The sequence below is a fragment of the Colwellia sp. C2M11 genome (genome assembly GCF_018860915.1).
Lineage (GTDB): Bacteria > Pseudomonadota > Gammaproteobacteria > Enterobacterales > Alteromonadaceae > Colwellia.
In genome coordinates this window covers 52,866-77,603 of the sequence record NZ_JAHKQD010000039.1, presented here as the reverse complement: position 1 = coordinate 77,603, position 24,738 = coordinate 52,866, and the positions used below count along the sequence as shown (strand labels likewise).

The 24,738-nt window shown below is 35.2% G+C and carries 20 protein-coding genes; 11 read left to right on the top strand and 9 right to left on the bottom strand.

Annotation, left to right across the window (positions count from 1 at the left end; genetic code table 11):
* Nucleotides 1-154 precede the first annotated feature (154 nt).
* Both KO509_RS10825 and priC read right to left on the bottom strand, forming a co-directional pair.
* On the bottom strand, nt 155-427 hold the full coding sequence (locus tag KO509_RS10825; RefSeq protein ID WP_215973292.1) for a late competence development ComFB family protein: 273 nt from the start codon (nt 425-427) through the stop codon (nt 155-157).
* A gap of 94 nt (nt 428-521) precedes the next feature.
* Entirely contained in the window at nt 522-1,154 is a 633-nt protein-coding gene (gene priC, locus KO509_RS10820; protein WP_215973291.1) for a primosomal replication protein PriC, read from the bottom strand.
* Nucleotides 1,155-1,793: 639 nt separating this feature from the next.
* On the opposite strand from priC, the gene KO509_RS10815 reads away from it, so the two are divergent.
* From KO509_RS10815 to maiA, 9 genes are all read left to right on the top strand, one after another.
* On the top strand, nt 1,794-4,424 hold the full coding sequence (locus KO509_RS10815; protein WP_215973290.1) for a TonB-dependent receptor: 2,631 nt from the start codon (nt 1,794-1,796) through the stop codon (nt 4,422-4,424).
* A 94-nt stretch (nt 4,425-4,518) separates the two neighbouring features.
* Entirely contained in the window at nt 4,519-5,478 is a 960-nt protein-coding gene (locus tag KO509_RS10810) for a class I SAM-dependent methyltransferase (RefSeq protein WP_215973289.1), read from the top strand.
* A gap of 86 nt (nt 5,479-5,564) precedes the next feature.
* Nucleotides 5,565-7,055: a YcjX family protein gene (locus KO509_RS10805; RefSeq protein WP_215973368.1), complete on the top strand. Its 1,491-nt coding sequence runs from the start codon at nt 5,565-5,567 to the stop codon at nt 7,053-7,055.
* Nucleotides 7,052-8,158, top strand: coding sequence for a TIGR01620 family protein (locus KO509_RS10800; RefSeq protein WP_215973288.1), 1,107 nt, complete (start codon nt 7,052-7,054; stop codon nt 8,156-8,158). Before KO509_RS10805 ends, KO509_RS10800 begins: the two co-directional genes overlap by 4 nt.
* A 396-nt stretch (nt 8,159-8,554) precedes the next feature.
* Nucleotides 8,555-9,367 carry a phenylalanine 4-monooxygenase gene (gene phhA, locus KO509_RS10795; RefSeq protein WP_215973287.1) on the top strand — a complete coding sequence of 271 codons (813 nt, stop codon included), beginning with the start codon at nt 8,555-8,557 and terminating at the stop codon, nt 9,365-9,367.
* A gap of 115 nt (nt 9,368-9,482) precedes the next feature.
* Nucleotides 9,483-9,827 carry a 4a-hydroxytetrahydrobiopterin dehydratase gene (locus KO509_RS10790; RefSeq protein ID WP_215973286.1) on the top strand — a complete coding sequence of 115 codons (345 nt, stop codon included), beginning with the start codon at nt 9,483-9,485 and terminating at the stop codon, nt 9,825-9,827.
* A 157-nt stretch (nt 9,828-9,984) separates the two neighbouring features.
* Nucleotides 9,985-11,550: a transcriptional regulator TyrR gene (tyrR, locus tag KO509_RS10785; RefSeq protein ID WP_215973285.1), complete on the top strand. Its 1,566-nt coding sequence runs from the start codon at nt 9,985-9,987 to the stop codon at nt 11,548-11,550.
* Between the two features lie 296 nt (nt 11,551-11,846).
* Nucleotides 11,847-12,848 carry a fumarylacetoacetate hydrolase family protein gene (locus KO509_RS10780; protein ID WP_215973284.1) on the top strand — a complete coding sequence of 334 codons (1,002 nt, stop codon included), beginning with the start codon at nt 11,847-11,849 and terminating at the stop codon, nt 12,846-12,848.
* Nucleotides 12,849-12,876: 28 nt separating this feature from the next.
* On the top strand, nt 12,877-13,518 hold the full coding sequence (gene maiA / locus KO509_RS10775; RefSeq protein WP_215973283.1) for a maleylacetoacetate isomerase: 642 nt from the start codon (nt 12,877-12,879) through the stop codon (nt 13,516-13,518).
* Between the two features lie 196 nt (nt 13,519-13,714).
* On the opposite strand, the gene serA is transcribed toward maiA, so the two are convergent.
* The 4 genes from serA to KO509_RS10755 all read right to left on the bottom strand — a co-directional run bounded on the left by serA (nt 13,715) and on the right by KO509_RS10755 (nt 18,267).
* The gene (gene serA / locus KO509_RS10770; RefSeq protein WP_215973282.1) at nt 13,715-14,965 is read right to left on the bottom strand and encodes a phosphoglycerate dehydrogenase; all 1,251 of its coding nucleotides are present in this window, start codon (nt 14,963-14,965) and stop codon (nt 13,715-13,717) included.
* 294 nt (nt 14,966-15,259) lie between these two features.
* Nucleotides 15,260-15,916 carry a ribose-5-phosphate isomerase RpiA gene (rpiA, locus tag KO509_RS10765; RefSeq protein WP_215973281.1) on the bottom strand — a complete coding sequence of 219 codons (657 nt, stop codon included), beginning with the start codon at nt 15,914-15,916 and terminating at the stop codon, nt 15,260-15,262.
* A 119-nt stretch (nt 15,917-16,035) separates the two neighbouring features.
* On the bottom strand, nt 16,036-16,674 hold the full coding sequence (locus tag KO509_RS10760; RefSeq protein WP_215973280.1) for a 5-formyltetrahydrofolate cyclo-ligase: 639 nt from the start codon (nt 16,672-16,674) through the stop codon (nt 16,036-16,038).
* 69 nt (nt 16,675-16,743) lie between these two features.
* Nucleotides 16,744-18,267 (bottom strand): peptide MFS transporter, encoded by a 1,524-nt coding sequence (locus KO509_RS10755; RefSeq protein ID WP_215973279.1) that lies wholly within the window; start codon nt 18,265-18,267, stop codon nt 16,744-16,746.
* 443 nt (nt 18,268-18,710) lie between these two features.
* Between KO509_RS10755 and tviB the strand changes: the two genes are divergently transcribed.
* Both tviB and KO509_RS10745 read left to right on the top strand, forming a co-directional pair.
* Complete coding sequence (tviB, locus tag KO509_RS10750; protein WP_215973278.1) at nt 18,711-19,991, top strand: Vi polysaccharide biosynthesis UDP-N-acetylglucosamine C-6 dehydrogenase TviB; 1,281 nt, start codon at nt 18,711-18,713, stop codon at nt 19,989-19,991.
* Between the two features lie 234 nt (nt 19,992-20,225).
* On the top strand, nt 20,226-21,266 hold the full coding sequence (locus KO509_RS10745) for an NAD-dependent epimerase/dehydratase family protein (RefSeq protein ID WP_215973277.1): 1,041 nt from the start codon (nt 20,226-20,228) through the stop codon (nt 21,264-21,266).
* Nucleotides 21,267-21,371: 105 nt separating this feature from the next.
* On the opposite strand, the gene KO509_RS10740 is transcribed toward KO509_RS10745, so the two are convergent.
* The 3 genes from KO509_RS10740 to tolC all read right to left on the bottom strand — a co-directional run bounded on the left by KO509_RS10740 (nt 21,372) and on the right by tolC (nt 24,644).
* Nucleotides 21,372-22,004 (bottom strand): TcpQ domain-containing protein, encoded by a 633-nt coding sequence (locus KO509_RS10740; protein WP_215973276.1) that lies wholly within the window; start codon nt 22,002-22,004, stop codon nt 21,372-21,374.
* Nucleotides 22,005-22,130: 126 nt separating this feature from the next.
* On the bottom strand, nt 22,131-23,069 hold the full coding sequence (gene lpxL / locus KO509_RS10735) for an LpxL/LpxP family Kdo(2)-lipid IV(A) lauroyl/palmitoleoyl acyltransferase (protein ID WP_215973275.1): 939 nt from the start codon (nt 23,067-23,069) through the stop codon (nt 22,131-22,133).
* 228 nt (nt 23,070-23,297) lie between these two features.
* Entirely contained in the window at nt 23,298-24,644 is a 1,347-nt protein-coding gene (gene tolC / locus KO509_RS10730; protein ID WP_215973274.1) for an outer membrane channel protein TolC, read from the bottom strand.
* Nucleotides 24,645-24,738: the final 94 nt, after the last annotated feature.

Here is a 24,738-nt window from a genome sequence, read left to right as displayed (position 1 = left end):
AATTCAGAGCTAGAAGTGTTATTAAACATTAGGTTATAGTGGGGATTTTACAGATATAAGAGCGTTAAATCTTTGAGCTAACTTTAATTTAATAAAGGATCATATGTATATCGTCAATACCTAGATTCGCTTCCCTATATTAATATTTTTAAATTTAATCATTATTTGAGTGTTGCATATTCATAAATTCAAGAGATTTTGTTATGGCCACTTTTACTTTTGATTCCATTTCAAAGCGCTCAGATGCAGGCAAGTAAAAAGCCATATCAACTTCATGACGAATATAACGAGTAGGTAGTTGATTTAATACAACGCATGTAAGATCTGCAATAAAATCTTCATCATATTTTTCATCAAACTTAGATAAAGTAAAATGTTGCATTACTAATTTTTCATAATAATTATGGATGTCATCAGATATTTTCATAGTTGCCTTCTTATTATTAATTTATTAGTCTCTAATATTAACCTTAGATTTATTTATATGCCATTCTTATTCGTATGAAATAAGGTAATAAATTTTAACGTTTTTCAGCAAACTCTATATCACGTTCAATTGCTGAAATTGCTTGACGACAACGGCCAAGGCGTTGATGTAAAGCAAGTACTTCCATTGATATTTTTTCGCTTTCATGGTTTTTACACCGTAACCGCGCATTTTCTCGCTCACTAAGCATATCCATTAAACGTCGTTCAAATTCATGATGTTCGTTTAATTTTTGATACAGCTGATGGCTATTTAACATAATGTTTTTAGTGAGTGCGCTGTATTTGTTCGCTTGCTTTTCTTTTGCTTTTTTTATACGAACTTTTTTGTTTGCATCAAAACTTAAGGTGGCAGCCTGGTGCATCACAGCATTTGATTGTAATGCAATAGATATAGCAGATATTTGCTGTTCGATTTGTAGTAACACTAACCTTGAAAGCTCTACTTTATTGGCTGCAACTAAACGAGAAAATTCTGATATTTTTCGTTTAGTTTCTTTTATATATGGAATAAATTGATCACTTTGACTAACAAATAGCGTTGATGAAAATAAATTGTTATTTTCAATTAAACGGTGTGCTTTGCGTTGTGTATTTTGTATATCTGTTTGTTTAGCTTTCGCTTCGAGTGTTTCTAGTAACACAGACAAACGCTCAATAGAGTTCATTATTTAACCTAATGTAAGAGCCGCAGCAAATTTCATTGTCATTGTAGCACTTGAAATAGGAATGATTTTATAAAAATAAGTCTTTTATATTACTAACCCTTACAAAAGCTAATAAGAAAAAATTGGCTTTTGTAATCATATATTTACAGTTGGGTATTTTATTATTTTTAGTTATTGATTTTATTATGTTATTTTTTATTTTGGATGGAAATATTTGGAATTGATTAATTAGGTATAAATAAATGGCATTGTTTTAAGTTGTTGTTTTTAAGTTGTTATTTGTTCTTGGTGATAAATATTATTTTTAAAATTTAAAATAATATTTATCTTTTTATGAAAAGGTTCAGTTAAAACAATAATAAAAGCAAACACCATTAAGCAACTGTTTTATAGTGATTTATTGTTGAATTCTCTGTTTTTCCTGTTTTTTTTTATGTTACTTAATATGTCTGAATGTGAAAAACCTTACCAAATGGTTATAAATGGTATTGACGGTATGAGCTGATACCGTTTAATATCATAAGCGACAGATCAGGTCATACGACTCGTTCAAAAAAGTTTACGGGGCAAAATAGTCTCGAAACGTATAAAAAACAAACAAATAACAAACCAATCACAAATGTGATCCAGGGAGTAAACATGTATAACAATAGCAAATTAGCTAAGGCAATTCGTCTAGCTATGATGTTTGGTGCTGCGGCAACTGCATCAATTTCAACGTCAGCATTTTCAGCAGAAAATGGTGCTGAAGAAGTAGAAAGAATTTCAGTAACAGGTTCTCGTATTAAACGTACCGATTTAGAAGGTTCAATCCCTGTTACTGTTATTGACCGTGCAGCAATTGATTTCTCAGGCCAAACTTCAGTATCTGATTTATTACGTAATACTAGTTTTAACTCTGCAGGTTCTTTCCGTCCACAATCAGGTAGTTCTGCGCAAGGTATTTCTCAAGTTAACTTACGTGGCTTAGGCTCTGAACGTTCTTTAATCTTAGTAGATGGTCGTCGTTTACCTAAATCTCCATCAACAGGTAATTCACAAGATTTAAACTCTATCCCTATGGCAGCGGTAGAAAGAATTGAAATATTATCTGATGGTGCTTCTGCGGTATATGGTTCTGATGCTATTGCCGGTGTTATTAACATTATCACTAGAAAAAACTTTACTGGTGCTGAGTTACGTTTAGGTGCTTCAGACGTTAGTTTACCAAATGAAGGTGGTGATCGCGAAGAAGGCTCTGCTGTATTTGGTGCTTCAACTGATAAAGCTTCTGTAATTGGTGGTGTTTCTTGGAACAACCGTGACATTATTTTTGAAAACGCATATGACTGGGTTGAGCCTGGTGCGTCAAGCTTTGGTGCAAACTGGGTAAGACCTGGAGGCTACCTTGGTGAAGATGATGCAGGTGGATTAAGTTCAATTCTTTCTGCTGCAGAATGTGATGGTTTACAAGATTTCTTCATGGCTGGTGATGATTTTTGTGCATATAACTTCAATGCTACAAATGCGAACGAAGCATCAACAGGTAACACGTCTGGTTTCTTGAAAGCTGAATATGAAATTAATGATGATTGGAAAATATTTTCTCATACATTAATAGCAAAAACTAAATCGTTTGGTCGTTACGCTCCAACATTGAATGATGCCGGTGTTGGCGCATTTATGTCTGCTGATAGCCCAAATAACCCAACTAACCCAGATAGCCCATTTTATCAAGAGTCTACTTCAGGTCAGGGTCCTCAAGAAGTTGGCTTCCGCCATCGTTTTGCTGCGTTAGGTAACCGTGATAGTGAAGTTGATAACTGGTCAACTGACTTTCTAGTTGGTGTTGAAGGTAACATCGGTGGAGCTTTTGTTGATTTTGGTGTACGTAAAAACAAAACTAAAACTTATGAAATAGGTCGTGGTTACTTAATGGGCTCTAATGCTCGTGTTGCTATTGATAGCGGCGCATATATGATCAATGACCCGTTCGGTACACGTTTTACTACTGATGCTGAAAGAAGTGATTACGCTACATTATTATCTGGTTTAAATGTTACTACATCACGTATCGGTACGTTTGAACAAGAAGAAGTTTTCGGCTCTGTTGCATTTGATGTAATGGAAATGGATGGTGGTACTTTACAAGCTGTTGTTGGTGCTGAATACCGTAAAGAAGATTACTCTGATACTTATGACTCTTTGTCTGAAGCTGGTCAAGTTGGTGGTTCTGCTGGTAATAGTGCTGGTGGTGGTCGTGACCTTAAAAGTGCTTATTTTGAAGCCTTATTTCCTGTTAAGGAAGGTTTAGAGTTCACTATCGCTGGTCGTTATGATAACTACTCTGATTACGGTAGTGATTTCTCTCCTAAAATTTCTGTAAAATATGATGCAACTGATAACTTAGTATTACGTGCATCATACGGTGAAGGTTTCCGTGCACCTACACTAGATATTCTTACTGCTAAACCGGCTCCTGATAACCCAAGTGTTTCAGATGATCCATCATGTCTTAACTTAGGTTTAGCTGAAGGTTGTGATGTTCAAGTTAGTGCAATCACTTTAGCTAATGCTGAAATGGGTTCTGAGTCTTCTAAGCAAATCTCTTTAGGTTTAGCTTACCAGCCAACAGATTGGTTAAACTTCTCTGCTGATTACTATGAGATTGAAATTGAAAACATGATCCGTTTCTTCGGTTCTGAAACAATTCTTACTCGTGAGCAAACAGGTGACCCAATTCCTGCTGGTTTAGGTGTAACACGTTTAGCTAACGGTGGTATTGATTTAATTACTCAAGGTTACGCGAATGAAGGTAAATGGGAAATTAGTGGTCTTGATTTAAACCTAAATACTACATTTGATTTTGGTAATGCTGGTACTTTAAGACAAACATTACAGTTTAGCCATCAGTTCGATAGCATCATTGATGGTGGCCGTAACACTATTAAAGATACAGGTGAACCACAACAACGTGCTACGTTAAGCAACAGCTACTCTTGGGATAACTTTGACCTAACATGGAACATGAACATGATTGGTTCTCAGTATGAAGATGTAACACAAGTAGATGGTGGTGGTGTTGAGCGTACAGGTAACATTGCTACTTGGATCACACACGATCTTCAAGCAACTTATAGCTTATCAACAGGTACTAAGATCTCTATTGGTATGCAAAATGCGTTTGAAAAAGAGCCACAGTTAAGCAGCTTCGGCGGTCGTAACTATAACTTTGATCTTTATGATGCATACGGACGTATTACTTATGTTCGTTTATCTCAAACTTTCTAAAGATAAGTTAGCATGAACTTTTAGTTAACTGAAAGTTATACGAAAATAAAGGTGGGTATTATACCCACCTTTTCTTTTTTAATAGGTAGGGAAAATGCAACATTGGAGTACTTATTGGACATCAACAAAGTCACTTAATAGTTTTGCAGAAGGAGAACACAAGCAAGGCTATGTTGGACAAATAGCAGATTTTTGGCATAAAGAATTTCAACAATTTTCTAGCTCAGCAAAAATATTAGATGTAGCCACAGGCAATGGCGGACTTGCTGTTTTAGCTAAAAAATTTAATCCTTATTTTAATGTTTATGGCTCAGACGCAGCAGCTATTAATCCTCTTTCCAAGTTTAAACCTTCAGATCCTATTTATAATACGCTTAAAAGTGTTAAATTTTATGGTGAAATGCCGACAGAAAAGTTAGCTTTTAAAGACCAAGAGTTTGATGCTGTTATTAGTCAATTTGGTTTTGAGTATGCCGAACCAAGTGCCGCAGTATTAGAAATAAACCGAATTCTAAAACCTAATGGCAGTTTTATCGCTTTAATTCATCATGAATCATCATTTATTACCGACGATTGTAAAGTTGGTATTAATATCATTAATAGATTATCAGCAAACAACGGCTTATTAGATGGTTTACAAGATTTTGCAAACTTATGTGAAACAATTAAAGATAAAAATAATCCAACATTAGAACAGCAAACTCAATTTCAGAGCAAAAATAAGGATTTATTAAACTTATTTAAAGAGCAGCAGAGTGCTTGTAATAACGAAGCACAATTAGATTGGTTCAACTTACTAGCCAAAGAGTTAGTACCTGTCATTATGAACTGGAAGCATATTAATAGGGAAAGTGTTGCGACTATCATAGCCAATACACTATTCTTTAGGCAACGCTTAGAAGATCAAGTTGCAGCTGCTTGGTCGATGACTGATGTTAATCAAATCCAAACCTCGATACAAGATAACTTCAGTTCGTTTAATATGACGTCAATTGATCATGATTTAGGTAAATTATGCTGGGTAATTCAAGCAACTAAAAATACAAATATTTAACTGTTGTTTTTGAAAAAAAGTAATTATGATAAAATTACTTTTATGGTTTCTACTTTGACCATTACCCTAGAAAATTATTCGTGCATATGCGGAGAAGCTTTATCAAGAGATTAGATAAATTAAAAAATAAAGCCGGTGAAATACTCAACCGTACGTTTGATCAACATATCAACCTAGCGGTTACTGGCTTAAGTCGAAGTGGTAAAACAGCCTTTATAACGTCGTTAGTTAATCAGCTAATTACCGAAGGAAATAGCAGTAAACTGAGTTTTTTTGATCCTGTACATAATGGAAATTTTATAGCAGCTAAACGTGTGCCGCAAAAAAATTTATCTATTCCACGTTTCGATTATGATAAAGCCATAGCTTCCCTGACCAATGAGCATCCAACATGGCCCGAGCCAACCCATGGTATTAGTGAACTGCGTCTTGCTATTCGCTATCAGCCTCAGAAATCATTACTAAAATATGCCGCAGATATGGCGACATTAACGCTTGATATAACTGATTATCCTGGTGAGTGGTTACTTGACTTACCTATGCTCAAACAAACTTATGAGCAATGGTCTGAACAAACGCATGCCTTATTAACAGCGTCACCGCGTCTAGAGTTCTCTCAGGGCTTTCTAACCAAGGTTGCTAGTATAGATCCGTTTGATGAAGCTGATGAGGAGTTATTAGCGCAATTATCTAAAGAGTACACTGACTTACTGCACGCATTTCGTTATCAATTAGGGCTTAGTGTTATTCAACCAGGACGATTTATTTTACCTGCTGAATTAGCTGGAGCACCTATTTTAGAATTTTTTCCTTTTCCAAACTTAACAAATATTGATGGAAATGATTACCAGAATGCCAGTGATAATAGTTTTATTGGGATGTTAAGAGCCCGATTTATTGAGTATAAAGAAGAAGTGGTTAAAAAATTCTATCGGCAGCACTTTTTACGATTTGATCGACAAATTGTTTTAGCTGATTGTTTGACGCCATTAAACTCATGCTCTAATAATGGTGGCGCAGAAGGCTTTGCAGATTTACAACTAGCCATTGATATGATTTTAGAAAGTTATAGTTATGGTAAATCAGGTTTGTTTTCGCGTTTATTTTCTCCAAAAATTGATAAGTTACTTTTTGCCGCGACCAAGGCAGATCACGTAACGGGTGAACAACATGCACCTATGGTGTCACTATTTAATGAGTTGATTTTTCAAAGTAAACATAACCTAAATTTTGAAGCTATTGAAATGAAAACGCTCGCGATAGCATCAGTGAAAAGTACCACTTCAGGTAAAAGTTTCCATAAAGGACAGCAGGTTTCCGTTATTCAAGGCTATACAGATCATAGCAGCACTAATCAAAGCTCATTAAATGACGAAATTACGCTAAAAACGAGGGAAAAAATTACATTATTTCCTGGCTCTGTTCCAGAACATTTACCAAAAAAAGAATTTTGGCAAGCGTGTGCTTTTAACTTTATCAATTTTCTCCCTATGAATGGTTTGAAAAAAAACCAGCCTTTACCGCATATTCGTATGGATCAAGTATTACAATTTTTGTTAGCAGATAAAATGATATGACCCAAATAAATAATAGAACTGATGAAGAAAATCATCAGCAACAAATTCTTTTTTCTGAGAGCGAATTATCAGAACAACAGAGCTCTCAAGAGGCAAAAGAAACTGAAAGTGGCGCACAGGTCATTTTTGATAATCAAGATTATTTACCTATCGATGAGGTTAGTGAACTGCCGACAGTGCTGAAAAATAGCTCATCAGATAGTCTTTCTTTAGAAAATAACAAAAGCCGCCCTCGTTGGTTATGGCGCATAGTTTTTACTCTACTTACTGTCATTATTGGAGTGGAGGCGGTTGATTTTTTTATTAATGGTTTTGAACAATCGCCTATTATTACAAGTATTTATGCTGTTATTTTATCTTGTTTAGTCATTATTACGTCTTCTACGGTTTTTAGTGAGTGGTCTAAATTAAGGCAATTTAGACGCAGAGAAGTATTAAAGAAAGAAGCAAGTCAGCTATTGCTAAGGAGTGATAGCTTAAAAGGATCTTCATCAGAGCCGTTAAATGTAGAAAACTTTTGTCAAAAAATAACTGAAAGTCTCCCTTGCGATCTTATCTCGGATAATGAAAAATCTCAGGTTTGGCAGGATGCATTAAATGATCAATATTCAGATAGCGAACTATTACAACTTTATTCACGGTCGGTATTATCAAAAGTTGATGAGAAAGCGATGGCTGAAATTGCACGATTTTCAACTGAAGCTGTGGTTTTAGTTGCTCTTAGTCCTGTTGCTATTATAGATATGTTAATTATTGTATGGCGAAACTTTAGGATGATAAATAAAGTCGCAGGTTTGTATGGTTTAAAATTAGGATATTGGAGCCGTATCAAGTTGATTAAACAAGTGTTTATTAACATGGTCTATGCTGGAGCTAGTGAATTAATTGCTGATTTTGGCAGTGATATGATAGGTGCTGATTTGCTTGGAAAACTTTCAGGGCGTTTAGCACAAGGACTAGGTGCAGGTATGCTAACAGCTCGATTAGGTGTAAAAACTATGCAGTTATGTCGCCCAATTCCTTTCGAAGACAAGCCTAAACTTGCGCATGTGCGAAAAGAAATGCTGACGACGATTAAAAACCTTATTAGCCAAAAAGTTTAATTTGTAAGTGTTAGTGCATTAACCGTGAGCTAATCATGGTCAAATTAATGTCATTGACTCTCTAACTCCACCTACCTTTTGTTTAATGTGAATTCTAACCATGTTAGAAGGATAGTAAGGTGAAATTCTAATTGAGGTGCCAAAGGTTACTCTATCGGCTTGCGTTCGCCGAATCCTTTACTTAGCTTAAACTCTGTAACTAGTACTGTTTCAGTTATCTATAGCCACTATTCATGGCTGTTTTATACTTAAAGTCATTATATTTGTAATAATTAGTTTACATTTTAAACAGATAGGTGTTTTTTGTTAAGTTTATACCACTTCCCTTTCTCTAATATCATGCCTTAAGATGAATATAACTAAAGGGGTTCCCGTATAGAAAAGAAGGTAATAACAATGACAAAATCCACAAGGTATACTTCGAAAGATGCTGACGAACAGGGGATGATTCATTGGTCTGCAAAAGAAAATAAAATATGGAACACACTAATTACCCGACAACTTGTACATATAAAGGGTAAGGCTTGTGATGAGTATTTGGTCGGGTTAGAAAAGCTGCAATTACCATTAGACAGAATTCCTCAATTAGGTGAGGTTTCTAAAGTGTTATTAGAAACAACCGGCTGGCAATGTTATCCCGTTCCAGCGTTAATTGGTTTTGGTGAGTTTTTTAAGCTTTTATCAGAAAAAAAATTCCCAGTGGCAACCTTTATTCGTAAAAGTGAAGATTTAGACTATATACAAGAGCCTGATATTTTTCATGAAATATTTGGACACTGTCCTTTGCTAACTAATCCATCATTTGCAAATTATACTCAAGCCTATGGCAAGATGGGGTTAAACGCGACGAAAGAACAACGGCTATTTTTAGCTCGCTTGTATTGGTTTACTATTGAGTTTGGTTTGCTTAGTACATCTCAAGGCTTAAAAATTTATGGTGGTGGAATTTTATCTTCACCTAGTGAAACTCAGTATGCATTGACCAATGAAAATGTGGAGCGAAGAGCGCTTAGTAAGAATAAAGTACTCGACGTTTTAAGAACACCATATCGTATTGATATTATGCAGCCAGTTTATTTTATGCTAAATAGCGTAAGTGATTTAGATCGCATTAGAGAATTGGATGTCGATGAAATTTTGCAGTTAATTGAAGAAGCTAAATCACTTGGTTTATTCGAAGCTAAATTCCTACCTAAAGAAGTCGCTTAGTATATATTGGTCAGTTAAGTAACTATTAATTAGCTAGTTAATTGATAGTTTGCGTCTAGCTAACAAATATGGTTTCAAAATAGTTAAATAATAGTAAACAATTAAGGAATATAAAATGAGTAATGAATTATCAATACAGCAATGCGAAGCATGTCACAGTAGCGCACCTCAAGTTAGTGACGATGAATTGAAGAGCTTATTAAAGCAAATTCCTGATTGGGTACCTCAAGTGCATAATAAGGTGATGATGTTAGAGCGTGAATACAAGTTTAAAAACTATAAATTGGCGTGGGCATTTGCTAATAAGGTGAGTGAATTAGCTGAATCTGAATTTCACCATCCTGCTATTTTACTTGAGTGGGGTAAAGTGAAAGTAACTTGGTGGACACATGCTATTGGTGGTTTGCATAAGAATGATTTTATTTGTGCAGCAAAAACTGATCAATTATTATCAGATTAAATTTATTTTTCATATCTTAAATTCCAAATATTATTCCTCTTTGATATAAAGTGGAGCCTTGTGATATATAAAAGCCTTAATAATATCTATTATTAAGGCTTTTATATTGTAAAAAATAGTTTACAATAAGTTTTTTGTATTTGAAAAGGTTGTATAAATGCGCTTGGAAATTACGTGCCATGACCGTGTTGGTATGGGGCAAAAAGTATTAGGGATTTTTGTTGAACATGGAATTAATGTGCGAGGTATTGAATTAAAGCAGCCAGGCAGAATCTTTATCAATATACCTGATTTAGACTTTTCAGATTTACAAAAATTTATGCCGCAATTGCGTTTACTAGAAGGAGTAGGGGACGTACGAACAGCACCTTATATGCCATCAGAGCGTGAAAGGAATGAATTAGTAACACTCATCAAAACTTTTCCTGATCCTTTTATTTCCTTAGATGTTAAAGGCAACATTCGTATAGTAAACAATATTGCAGCTACTATTATGGGTTGTGATAATGATGAAAGTGTTAAAGGTCAGCATGTAAGTCAATGGCTGAAAGGTTTTAACTTTACTCGCTGGTTAGACAGTGACGATGTGTTAGCACAAACTTGCCGTTTGAAATTTCAAGGTGAGGACTTCGTGGCAGATATAATGCCAATTAATGTTGCTAGCGAGGACGATACTGAACACAACAAGCAGATTTTAGCTGGGGCAGTATTAATATTAAAGTCAGAAGCTCGTTTAGGTCAGCAGATTAATGCATTTAAACAGCCGAGCGAAAATACCTTTTCAGGAATACAAGCTAGAAGCACGAGTATGAGAAAAGTGATTAGAGAAGCTAAGCGCATGTCTTTACTTGATTCTTCTATTCTTATCATTGGTGAAACAGGTACAGGTAAAGAGTTATTAGCAAGAGCATGCCATGCTGCGAGTGAGCGTGCTGATCAACCTTTTATGACTTTAAATTGTGCTGCTTTACCGGATGATGTCGCTGAGTCTGAATTATTTGGTGTTGGTGAAAAAGATCAAGTTCAGGGCAAACGTGGAATTTTTGAGCTTGCTGATAATGGAAGTGTTTTTCTTGATGAAGTGGGAGAAATGTCAACCAAGCTACAAAGTAAGTTATTACGTGTTATTCAAAATGGTAGTTTCAGAAGGGTCAATTCAGAACAAGAGGTTACCGTCAATGTTCGTATTATTAGTTCTACCAACAAAGATCTGCTTCATTTAGTATCGCTTGGAGAATTTAGAGAAGATCTTTATTATCGTTTAAATGTTTTTGGTTTAAATATTCCACCACTACGTGAACGAAGAAGTGATATTTTACCATTGACCGAGTTTTTTATTGCTCATGCTGGGCAGCGTATTGGTCGAGTAAATTTAAAATTAACGCCAGAATGTCGAGATTTTATTGAACATTATCCATGGCCAGGTAATGTGAGGCAGTTAGAAAATGTGTTAACCCGAGCAACCTCATTGCTAGAAGGTGATGAAATCGAAATAAGTCACCTTCAGTTGCCAGCATATACACGTGAACATGGTTATTTAGAACAAGAATTTGAAGGGACACTTGATGCTGCAGTAAAAGGGTTTGAAGCTGATCTATTGCGTAAGCTATACCCTGCTTATCCAAGCACAAGACAGTTAGCGAAGAAATTAGGTTTAAGTCACACAGCCATTGCTAATAAATTACGTGAATATGACATCAATAAAAAAACAGTAAAAATTTAGCCTCAATAACATAACAAAAAATAGTGAAATACCTTTGTCAGCATATAAGCAAACGTAAGGAATTGTATACTGACAAAGGATAATCGATCTTATATTAATGATATATAACCTCCTCATTAAGCTCATTTAACCGCGATGAATAGAAAATACCGCGTTGCCATGCAAGTGGCAAAATACCTGTAAAGAATTTCTTCCAAAGCTTGCCGCGCTCTCTTTTATAATTACTTGTCGATTTTAGTTAAATATTCATAGAATTAGTCTTCTCTGATCATTGTCTTTTTACGAAAAGGTTTTCCATGAAATTAGCTACTCTTAAAAATAATACGCGCGACGGCCAACTCGTTGTTGTCAACCGTAATCTGACTAAAGCGATTGCGGTACCTAATATTGCTGTTACATTGCAAAATGCACTAGATAACTGGCAAGAGATAGCACCTAAATTAGCATTAGTTTATCGCCGTTTAAATGAAGCTGTATTCAATAGTGATATGACAGGTATGATTGATTTTGAACAAGCTAATTGTGAGTCACCATTACCTCGTGCTTATCAATGGGCTGATGGCAGTGCCTATGTAAATCATGTAGAGCTAGTTCGTAAAGCACGTAATGCCGAAATGCCAGAAACCTTTTGGACAGACCCTTTAATGTATCAAGGGGGCTCAGATGCTTTTATTGGGCCTTATGATGATATTAATGTTGCATCTGAAAGTTATGGAATTGATTTTGAATCGGAAGTAGCAGTCATCACTGATGATGTTCCAATGGGAACTTCGTCAGAACAAGCTGCAAGCCATATTAAGTTATTAATGCTGGTGAATGATGTATCCTTGCGTAATTTAATTCCCGGTGAATTAGCTAAAGGATTTGGCTTCTTTAGCTCAAAACCTTCAAGTGCCTTTTCTCCTGTTGCGATTACACCTGATGAATTAGGGGCTGCATGGGATGGTAAAAAACTACACTTATCTTTAATCACCCATTTGAATGACACATTATTTGGGAAACCAAGTTGCGGTGTTGATATGACGTTTGATTTTCCTACCATTGTTGCTCATGCTGCAAAAACACGGCCTTTGTCTGCGGGCTGTATCGTAGGCTCAGGTACTATTTCTAATTACGATCGTTCGGCTGGTTCAAGCTGTTTAGCGGAAAAACGTATGTTAGAAATTGTTGCCAATGGAGTTGCTAGTACTGAATTTATGAAGTTTGGCGATAAGGTACGTATTGAAATGTTTGATGACAATGGTGATAGTATCTTTGGGGCTATTAATCAAAAGGTTGTCGAATACAAAATGTCATAAATAAAGGCATTAGAAAGTAGGGGGTATTATGAAGCTTTATGGTTATTGGCGCTCAACGGCAGCTTATAGGGTACGAATAGCTTTGTACTTAAAAGGAATTGATTTTGAATCTGTGCCAGTACATTTAGTTAAAAATGGTGGAGAGCAATATAAGGATGATTATACTGCCATTAACCCTAACCAATTAGTGCCTACCTTAATTGATGATGATTTGACTTTACATCAATCATTAGCAATTATCGATTATCTTGAATCGGCAAAATCAGGGTTATCATTATATCCTGATTGCATAAAAGATGTGGCTAAAGTGAGGGCTTTTGCATTAAATATTGCTTGTGAAATTCACCCATTAAATAATTTACGTGTTCAACAATATTTAGTGGATGAACTTAACTTACTAAGTGATGCTAAATTAGCGTGGATTAAGCATTGGATGGTTATTGGCTTTAATGCGATAGAAAAGCAGCTTATCCATACGTCGGGTTGCTATTGTTTTAAAGATCAAATAACTGTAGCTGATATTTGTTTAATACCACAAGTGTATAACGCTAATCGTTTTAATATTGATATGAATCATTTTCCCTATATAAACCGAGTAGTAGATAATTGCAGTAAACTTGAAGCCTTTCAATTAGCATTACCTGAAAATCAGGCTGATGCACAGCTATGATGCTGTTTATGATGTTGAGTCATCTGCACCATGCTAAGTATGTTACTTTAAATTGATAGTCGGCTTAATGAGTTTAGTGAAATAATGATTAATGAAAGAAAAGCCTAGTAACTCTATTTGTATTTTTTAAAGGGATTATACTGATAATGGTTGGATTCTAATCGTGGTTAACGAGATTAGAATCCAACTTGATAAATTAATGCAATATTCTTGCTTTAATTGTGCCATCAATCGCTTTTAATGCTTTTAATGCTTGTGCACTATCAGATGATTCAATATCAATAACCACATAACCAATTTCTGAATCTGTTTGTAAATATTGTGCAGCAATATTTATATTATTTTCAGCAAAGGCTTGGTTAATTTTTGTTAAAACGCCTGGTTGATTATGATGAATGTGTAGTAAGCGGCTTGTACCTGTTTCTCCAGGTAAAGAATGCTCCGGTAGTGATACTTCAGGGAAGTTAACTGCCGATAAACTTGAACCATTGTCAGAATATTTCGCTAATTTACTTGCTACTTCTAAACCAATGTTTTCTTGTGCTTCTTTTGTACTACCACCAATATGTGGTGTAAGAATTACATTATCAAAACCACGTAATGGTGATACGAATTCATCATCATTACCTTTAGGCTCAACAGGGAATACGTCAATGGCAGCACCTGCTATTTTTTTGTCTGTCAATGCTTGTGCAAGTGACTCTATATCTACAACGGTACCGCGAGAAGCATTAATAAAAATCGCGCCTTTTTTCATCGCAGTAAACTGTTCTGTACCTATCATATACTGTGTTTGGGGTGTTTCTGGCACATGTAAACTAACAACATCAGCTTCACTTAACAATGACTTTAAGGAAGATGATTGGCTTGCATTGCCTAAAGGTAATTTAGTTTCTATATCATAAAACTTAACACGCATACCTAACGTTTCAGCCAGAATACCAAGCTGAGTTCCAATATGGCCATAGCCAATGATACCGAGTGTTTTTCCGCGAGCTTCAAAAGACCCTACCGCAGACTTCAACCATTCACCACGGTGTGCTTTTGCACTTTTTTCAGGAATACCACGTAGCAATAATAAGGCTTCACCTAATACTAATTCTGCAACAGAACGGGTATTAGAAAAAGGCGCATTAAATACTGGAATGCCACGTTTTTTAGCTGCTTTGACGTCAACTTGGTTTGTGCCGATACAAAAGCAGCCAATAGCAACAAGCTTTTTAGCGTGGGTGATAACTTCAGCAGTCAACTGAGTACGAGAACGGATACCAATAAAATGCACATCAGCTATTTTGGCAATTAAATCATCATTCGAAAGTGATGTTTTAATATACTCAATATTCGAATAACCTTTCTCCTTTAACTCATCAAGTGCGCTTTGATGCACACCTTCAAGTAAAAGGATTTTTATTTTGTCTTTTGCTAATGATTTTTTGCTTGTTGTCATAAGGTATGGCTTCACTTATTTAAGTTAGAATTACATTGTTAGTAAAAAAGTCAGTTAAATAAAAGTCAGCTAAATAAAACGTTTAGATGGCTAGATATCTATAATTCCAATAAGATAACATATAGCGTATAAACTCTAAAGAAAATATTTGAGTAAACAAATTAAGTGTTTGATTATTATGTTTATTTATCTGGTTACTTAGCTTAATTAGTTAGATGAATGACTAATTAAGCTTGTGGATACTATTTTTATTATTACATTAAAACTAATAAATCAGGTCTTAAGTGTATGATATTATTTGATAATTTCAATTCCGTCATTACTACCAAGGATCAGTACATCAGCACCTCGTGCTGCGAATAAACCGTTAGATACAACACCGACAATAGCATTAATATCAGCTTCTAACTTTTTAGCATCAGTAATTTTTAAGTTATGTACATCAAGAATAACATTGCCATTATCGGTAATAACACCTTGACGATATTCGGGGTCGCCGCCTAGCTTTACTAGTTGCCGAGCAACATAGCTACGCGCCATAGGTATCACTTCAACTGGTAATGGGAAGGTACCTAATATGTCAACTAACTTTGAATCGTCAGCGATGCAAATAAATTGATTGGCAACAGCGGCAACAATTTTTTCTCTTGTGAGTGCAGCACCACCACCTTTGATCATGGTTAAATACTTGTTAACTTCATCAGCGCCATCAACATAAACATCTAAAACGCCTACATTATTAAGATCAAATACCTCAATGCCATGTGCTTCCAAACGTTTAGTCGACTCATCAGAGCTGGAAACTGCACCTTCAATATCATCTTTAATCGTTGCTAAAGCGTCAATGAAGTAATTAACAGTAGAGCCAGTACCAACACCAACAATAGTGCCTTCTTTAATAAATTCTAATGCTTTATATGCTGCTGCTTTTTTCATTTCATCTTGTGTCATGAGTTTGCCTTATAGGAGTATAGCTATTTTAGTATTTCATTAATGCGCAGATTATAGCAGTCGCTTGTTAAAAAGACAGTAATAGCAACCTATACTAAGTTGGTAGCCTTAAATTGAACTTACTTATTTGGTTTTTTACTCTGTGCGGCAGTTGTAAAATTGAAAGCTCGGGTGGGGGTAATTATTTTGGGTAATGGAATATCCCAAGCCTCTACAGGAATGGTGTCGACTTGCTGGCAATCATGAGCAAGCCCAATTGGAGAGAGCTGATGTTGTTGCCAATTAGCAAGTGTTCTATCGTAAAAACCTCCACCCATACCTAACCGAGCGCCTTTATTATCAAAGGCAACTAACGGTGTGAATAAAAGATCAAGTTGGGCTAATGGGCAAATTTTATCGACTGCTAGTTTGGGCTCCAAAATACCATAGCTATTTTGTATCATTGTGCTATTTTCTTCATACAATAGGAATAGCAAATGACCAGAACAAAAGGGATGTAAAACGGGTAAATAAATGTGCTTTTTTTTCTGCCAGCACCAATGAATAAAAGGCTGTAAGTCTAACTCACCGTCATTGGCTAAATACAAAGCAATATGTTGAGACTCTTTTACAAAAACACTATTTTTGAGTGTTGATAATAAAGCTAGTGCGGCACTTTCTTGAAATGAACTAGTCAGTTCTTTTCTTCTATCGCGTATTATTTTTCGAATCGAGTTTCTAGTGTCATTTGAGGGGGAGATTAATAAAGATTTAGTCATCTTATATTTCTTAATTGAAAATAAAAGTGGGTGTATTTAAACACCCACTGAATGCTAAATAAAAGTTAATTAAGCATTATTACTTGCTACATTAGCGTTGTGTTTTACTTCATTTTCATCTGATGCATTTTCCCAGAATCTAGATTTAAAACCTATTAATAAAACAATCAAACCAATACTAATAGTAAACAAGCTAATCTGTATGTATAACGCAGGTATTTGAGATACATTATTTGGATCGTAATTACCCGCTAATAAACCTGAAATAATATTTCCGATAGAGTAAGTTAACACAAAAATACCCATCATTTGTCCTGCAAAGCGTTTTGGTGATAATTTACTTACCGCGCTCAAAGCTACAGGGCTTAAACATAGTTCACCAACAGTATGTAAGAAATAAGTGGCAACTAACCAATAAGGCGCAATTTTCATTCCTGACGCTGCATATTGTGCTGCAAAAAACATAACAATAAAGCCACTACCCATAATAATTAAACCTACAGCACATTTTATGCCGTAAGAAGGGCTTACAAGCCTTTTTCCTAAATTAATCCATAAGGCAGCGAAGAAAGGAGATAATAATACGATAAAGATAGAGTTTAACGATTGAAACCATCCTGTTGGTATTTCAAATGAACCAACAATACGATCAGTATAATCACGTGTAAACAAGTTCATTGAAGAGCCAGCTTGCTCAAAACCAGACCAAAAACAAGCTGAAGCGACACAAATAATAAGTAGCGCTATGAGTTTTTTCTTCTCCGCAACAGTTAAAGAGCCCCCGAAATAAATAGTAGCATAGTAAATAACGAAAATAGCAGAAAAGGCAACCGCAACATATTGTGCAATAGTTACCGGTACAATAGTAACAATACCTTGAAATACTGCATAAGTTAATGCAGCCAAGCTAGCTAAGAATATGGCGATAATTGTCCAGCTTAATTTCTGTGCTTTTTTTGATAAAGGATACACTGGACTTGCGCCAACACCATTAAGGTTAGGTGTGGTAATTTTGTATTGAATTAAGCCTATAGCCATACCAACAGCTGCAGCACCAAATGCCCAGTGCCAACCTTGATTTTCCATTAAATAGCCACAAACACCGTAGCCTATAATTGATCCTATGTTAATGCCCATGTAGTAGATAGCGTAGCCACCATCACGACGAACATCTTTGTCAGAATATAGCTGACCAACCATAGCGCCAATATTCGGTTTTAATAGTCCGGTTCCCAATACAACAAAAATCAAACCAATAAAGAATGAATAATCGTTAGGAATAGCTAAAATAATGTGGCCGATCATAATAATAATGCCGCCATACCATACGGCTTTTTGTCCGCCCATTAACCTATCAGCAAGCCAGCCACCAGGAAGCCCCATAAAATATACACAACCTGTATATAACCCATAAATTGCGGCTGCAGAAGCAACGGTTAAGCTTAGACCACCTTCTTGTAACGTTGCCGTCATAAATAAAACAAGTAGCATGCGCATGCCGTAATAACTCATACGCTCCCACATTTCTGTAAAAAAAAGCGTTTTAAGGCCACTAGGCTGACCAAAAAAATCTTTTGCTGGTTTTGATGACATAAAATTGTCCTAATTTTCATTATTATATTAAGTAGAGATACTTGCGTAAATGTACACGCTGCCTTAAAAATATAAACGGCAAAAAAAGTGTACAATGTGCTTTTATACCTGTGCTTTAGTTTAAAGGCAAGTTTGTACTGCGAACAAAGCACTTCTTAATCGGTGTTGTGTAGCGAAATCTTTCCTAGAATACAGAATAAACTATTTAAAGAGGAATCGCTTACTACTTGTTAACAATATTTCAATCATGTGGAGTTTAAGCAGTAACATGCATGAGTTTGAAGTTGTTTGACTATAAATATACTGTTAAACTTTTGTTATTATTACGCGTAATGAAATGTGAAATAAGTTTATTAAGCATCATTGGGCATAGTTTCAGCACTAGCAACCTTTTATAGTTGCTAGTTAGTGGAATTTAATACAATTTTAAATGGAATAATTCAATGTCACTTACATTAAGTGAAGTAAATGTAGCAATTATAGGTTTGGGCTATGTCGGCTTACCCTTAGCTGTAGAGTTTGGGAAAAAATATCCAACTCTAGGCTTTGATATTAACACCAAGCGTGTAGAAGAATTAAAGCAAGGTCACGACTTCACTTTAGAAGTATCAACAGATGAATTAGCTGACTCAGCTTTTATTTCATACTCTTGTGATGTAGAAGCATTAAAATCGAGTAATGTTTATATTGTTACAGTACCAACACCGATTGATGAACATAAACAGCCTGATTTAACACCGCTTGTTAAGGCAAGTCAAATGCTTGCGACTGTTATCAAGAAAGGAGATGTTGTTATATATGAGTCAACAGTTTATCCCGGCGCTACTGAAGATGTTTGTATTCCACAAATAGAAAAGAATTCAGGGTTAGTGTTTAATAAAGACTTTTTTGCAGGTTATTCACCTGAGCGTATTAACCCAGGTGATAAAGAACACAGAGTAACAAATATTTTAAAAGTGACCTCTGGCTCAACAAATGAAATTGCTGAGTTTATCGATCAGTTATATGGCTCAATTATTACTGCAGGCACATATAAAGCATCAAGTATTCAAGTTGCAGAAGCAGCAAAAGTTATTGAAAACACTCAACGTGATTTAAATATAGCGTTAATAAATGAACTTGCGGTTATTTTTAATAAACTGAATATCGACACTGAAGAAGTATTAAAAGCTGCAGGAACGAAATGGAATTTTTTACCTTTCCGTCCTGGTTTAGTTGGTGGACATTGTATTGGCGTTGATCCTTATTATTTAACACATAAAGCGCAATCGATAGGATACAATCCAGAAGTTATTCTGGCAGGTCGTCGTATTAACGATGGTATGGGCGCTTATGTCGTTTCACAATTAGTTAAAACAATGATTAAACGTAATATCGGTGTTAATGGCGCCAATGTGTTAGTCATGGGCTTAACGTTTAAAGAGAATTGTCCAGACGTTCGTAATACTAAAATTGTTGATATTTTATCTGAACTTGCAGAATACGATACTAATGTTGATGTTTATGATCCTTGGGTTAACCCAAGTGAAGCAAAAGAGGAATACGGCGTAGAGCTAATAGATAAGCCTAAAGTATCTCATTATGATGCTGTTATTTTCGCTGTCGCTCATAATGAATTTAAAGCATTATCAAATGATAATATTAAAGGTTTAATGAAAACAGATCATGTTATTTATGATTTGAAATATATGCTTGATCCTCAATTAGCCGATATTCGTTTATAAACTAGATAAATTTTCATTCTTTAGATGTTTCGTTCCTTCTTTATAAGGTAGTTAATTCGAAACATTTAAAGATGAATAATATGAATAATAAGATCCTGAATCAAGTGCAGAATAAAGGTGTTGTACATTAAACTTACTGAATAATAATCACGTCTTTACCATCTTATTTTCGTCATTTCGTATGTGTTTAATGCGAAATTTAACAATCAACTTTATTAATTTCAGGTTTACTTTATGACTCGTTATCAAGAAATAAAAATACAATTAACATCTGCACCTAAAACATGGTTAGTCACTGGTTGTGCAGGCTTTATCGGCTCTAACTTATTAGAAACTTTATTACTATTAAATCAGAAGGTAGTAGGGTTAGATAATTTTGCTACAGGGCATCAACATAATTTAGACGAAGTTAAAGGACAAGTTTCTGCTGAGCAATGGCAAAACTTTACCTTTATTGAAGGTGATATACGTAGTCTTGATGATTGTAAAAAAGCTGTTGGTACCATTGATAAAAAAGTTGATTATATTCTTCACCAAGCCGCATTAGGATCTGTACCACGTTCTATTGCTGACCCTATTTTAACTAACTCAGCTAATATTACAGGCTTTTTAAATATGTTAGTTGCAGCTAAAGAAGCTATGGTGAGTAGCTTTGTTTATGCAGCTTCTAGTTCAACTTATGGTGATCATCCTGCATTACCCAAAATAGAAGAAAATATTGGTAAACCATTATCACCTTATGCTGTTACTAAGTATGTAAATGAACTCTATGCGGATGTTTTTAACAAAACTTACGGACTCAATGCTACGGGGTTACGTTACTTTAATGTTTTTGGGAAACGACAAGATCCGGATGGAGCTTACGCAGCTGTTATTCCTAAATGGACTGCTGCTATGATTGAAAATCAAGACGTTCAAGTTAACGGCGATGGTGAAACAAGCCGAGATTTTTGTTTTATCGAAAATGCAGTACAGGCAAATATTTTAGCGGCAACAGCACCTGACAGTGGCAAAAACCAAGTTTATAACGTTGCTTTAGGTGATAGAACCACGTTAAACACCTTATTTGACAGTTTAAAGAGTGCGTTACAAACTAATGGAGTCAAATATCTAAAGTCACCAGTATATCGTGATTTTAGGGCGGGTGATGTGCGTCATTCGCAGGCTGATATTTCAAAAGCAAAATCAATGATAGGTTTTGAGCCTGAATTTAAAATTCAACAAGGCATTGATAAAGCAATGCCTTGGTATATTGAATTCTTGTTGAATAAGTAAAGTCACTCTTTAGTTAACGTTTGGCTACATTGACAACCCAAAAAGGGATTACTAAGTTAATCCCTTTTTTATCAGTTATATAAATGGTATTTATATAACTTGCTACTAGTTTTTTAAGTGAAGACATTCATCATTCAGGTATTCCATAGACTCATTAACAAACACTAAAGTTCGCTGGCGATAACAAAAATAGCTATTAATACCTTCAGGAAAATGCCCAGATATGGTATTACCTATTTTCTTTGCTGTATTTATGATGTCGTTATCAATACGAAAAGGGTGCTTTATAATAAAATCTTTGTTGAGACGCCACATAATATCTAAGCCTTCGCTCGATGAATATTCAGAAAGTTTTTGATAAAGTGTTTCCCCTTTTCTAAAAGGACGATTTTCTTCAGTGCCACGCCAGTTTCTAGGGTAAGAACGGGTACTTATCTGTTTAGCTTGTAATATTTTAACTAAATCACCTTCGGGCTCAGGCAAAAAGATAACATTATTTACTATTTTTCTGTCTTCTTTATCGCCATACACTTTAGCATAAAAATTAGATAGTCCTTCCGCTGCAGCATTTGGCCTTTTAGATTTTAGTTGCTTTTTTATCGCGTCACTAGCTTCAGCTGTTAATGATTGTGCATCATCTTGATTTGACGAAAGCAGTAAATCCTTATTGAGAAAAAAAGCAATAGCAAGCCCAATTAAGATAGCTGCAATAATAGCACTTCGAATCCAAAACCCCATATAGGTACACTTCCAATTGCTATAATGTTAAATATAATATAAGGCTATACCATACAAAATAGTTAAAAAATTATCAAAGAATAATCGTATATAGTGTCATTGATTATTCATTACTTGTAGTAAGAGTTATTTGTAAAAAGAAGGTTCATCTGGATTTGGGCGAGTTTTAAATCGTCGATGCAACCACATATACTGTTCTGGTCTTTGAGATATCGCTTTTTCTAATTCTTGGTTTACACGAATTAAATCAGCTTCGTCATCTTTACTTGGAAAGTTATCGAATGGTGGTGAAATTGTTAAAGTATAGCCACTGTCATCTTCATTTCTAATGGGAACAATCATCATTGTTTCAACATTTTTTTGTCGAGCAAAAATTAATGTACCTGTTGTTGTCGCGGTTTTTTTAACGCCAAAAAAGGGTACAAACAAGCTACGGTTTCTACCGTAATCTTGATCGGGTAGGTAAATACAAGCTTCTTTATCTTTCAACGCTTTTATAAGGCCTTTAACATCTTTTTTACCCAACATATATTTATTTGAACGCCCACGTCCACGAAATTGGAAAAACTCCATTAAAGGATTATTATGTGGTCGATAAAACACTACCATTGGGTGTCCATAGCCTATTCCACGAGCATTGATTTCTACACTTAAGTAATGCATTGCAAGCAGCAGAATGCCTTTACCTTCACTTTGTGCTTTTTCTATATGCTCTAATCCAATCACATTAAACTTTCGTTTAATACGCCAATCCGGCCACCACCAACCCATGCCAGTCTCAAATAATGCAATGCCCGTGTTTTCGAAGTTTTTCTTTAATATTACTTCTCTTTCTTGCTCGCTCATTTCTGGAAAGCACAACTTTAAGTTAACATCCGCAATATGTTTTCTTTTGGATCCTATTTTATAAAGTAGACGTCCTAGCATTCGACCTAAGCCTAATTGCCACTTGTAAGGGAGCCACGAAATACTATAAAGAATAAAAACCCCTAGCCAAGTTAACCAGTATTTAGGCAATAAAAAGGCTAGTTTAAAATCAGGCTGTAAAACTTTATTTTTACTCACAGTGTTTTCTCTTGATAGGATTAAGGAGATTATTTGATGTTGATTATATCGATTAACGGCAGTTATGTGAAAGAAGAACTGACGGTTTTATTAAAAGTGCGGTTACTTTTAGTTGTAATCTAATTGTTCAATGTATTTTAAGTAAAACGGTATTAGTAATTAAGGTGCTTTTATTATAAAAAAGGGGACGTATTAAATAGGTCCCCTTAGTTACTTTATTTTTGAATATTACTTTGCAGCCATTAATCCTGTATTAATAGCTGTGATGTCTTCATCGGTAATAGTACCGCCAGCACGTTTTAATAATAATACATTTTGGATGTAAGCATAACGCGTTGACGATAGGTTACGTTTGGCATTGTATAAGTTACGTGTGCTATCTAATACGTCTACAATAGTACGCGTACCCACTTCGAAACCAGCTTCGGTGGCTTCTAATGCTTTGGTTGCACTTAGCACTGATTGTTCAAAAGCTTTAATACTTGAAATACTTGCTACCACTGTGTTGTATGCATTACGAGTAGTACGAACGACCGAACGGTGTGTTTGCATTAAATCTTGGCTCGCTAGGACAAAATTATTTTGCGCTGTACGGACACTGCTTTCTATTGCACCACCAGAATAAATAGGTACATTAAGAGTTACGCCTACAGAATAATCATTTAAAGCTGGAGTATTCACATTAATTGAGTTTATATTGGAGTCGCTATCATTACTGTTATAACTAGCGTCAAAATCTAAAGTTGGATAATGACCGGCTTTAGCTGAACTAATTGTTTGCTTGGCAATTTCAATACCAACTCGCGATGCAATTAAATCTAAGTTTTTTGCTTCAGCTGCTTTTTGCCATTCATCAGCACTATTTGGAGTAGGTGTTGATGTGCTAAAACGATCTGTATTTAATACATTGATGCTTTTAGGGTAGTTATTAGTAATAACACGCAACTCTTCTTCTGCACTAAAAATTGCATTTTTAGCACGAATTTCCTCTGTCACCGCAGTATCATATTGAGCTTGAGCTTCATGTACATCTGTTATTGCTGTTAAACCTACAGAAAATCGTTGCTTGGTTTGTTCAAGTTGGCGAGCAATAGCGGCTTTTTCTGCTTGAGCAAAAACTAGGTCATCTTTGGTGCTTAATAAAGAAAAGTACGCTTGTGCAACACGTACAATTAAATCTTGTTTTGCTACTTGATAAACCAAATCACTTTGGTGTGCTGATTTTTCAGCTATGTTTAAACGTAACCAACTATCATGATGATAAAGTTGCATATTTAAATTCGCGCCATAACCTAACGATTTAAACTCTGTTGTGTATACATCGTTCAGATCATAGTCATAACTTTCGCTTTCACCATCACTGTAATTCGCATATGCGCTGATTTGTGGTAATAATGCTGAACGTGCCAGTGTAATGTCTTCTTTGACTATTTCAAATTGAGCTCGAGCTTTTAAAACAACGGTGTCGTTTAATAAAGCTTGTTGATAAACCGATAATAAGTCTTCGGCTTGAGTATTAGTTGCTGTAATTGAACCTACAAGAGCTATAATTATTGTACTTAAAGTTTTTTTCATGAGTCGAGCTTTCCTTGGGATATGAGTTCCCGTTTATAGTGATATAATGAAATATCGTTATATATACAAGATTATGTTACAGGGGTTTTAAAAC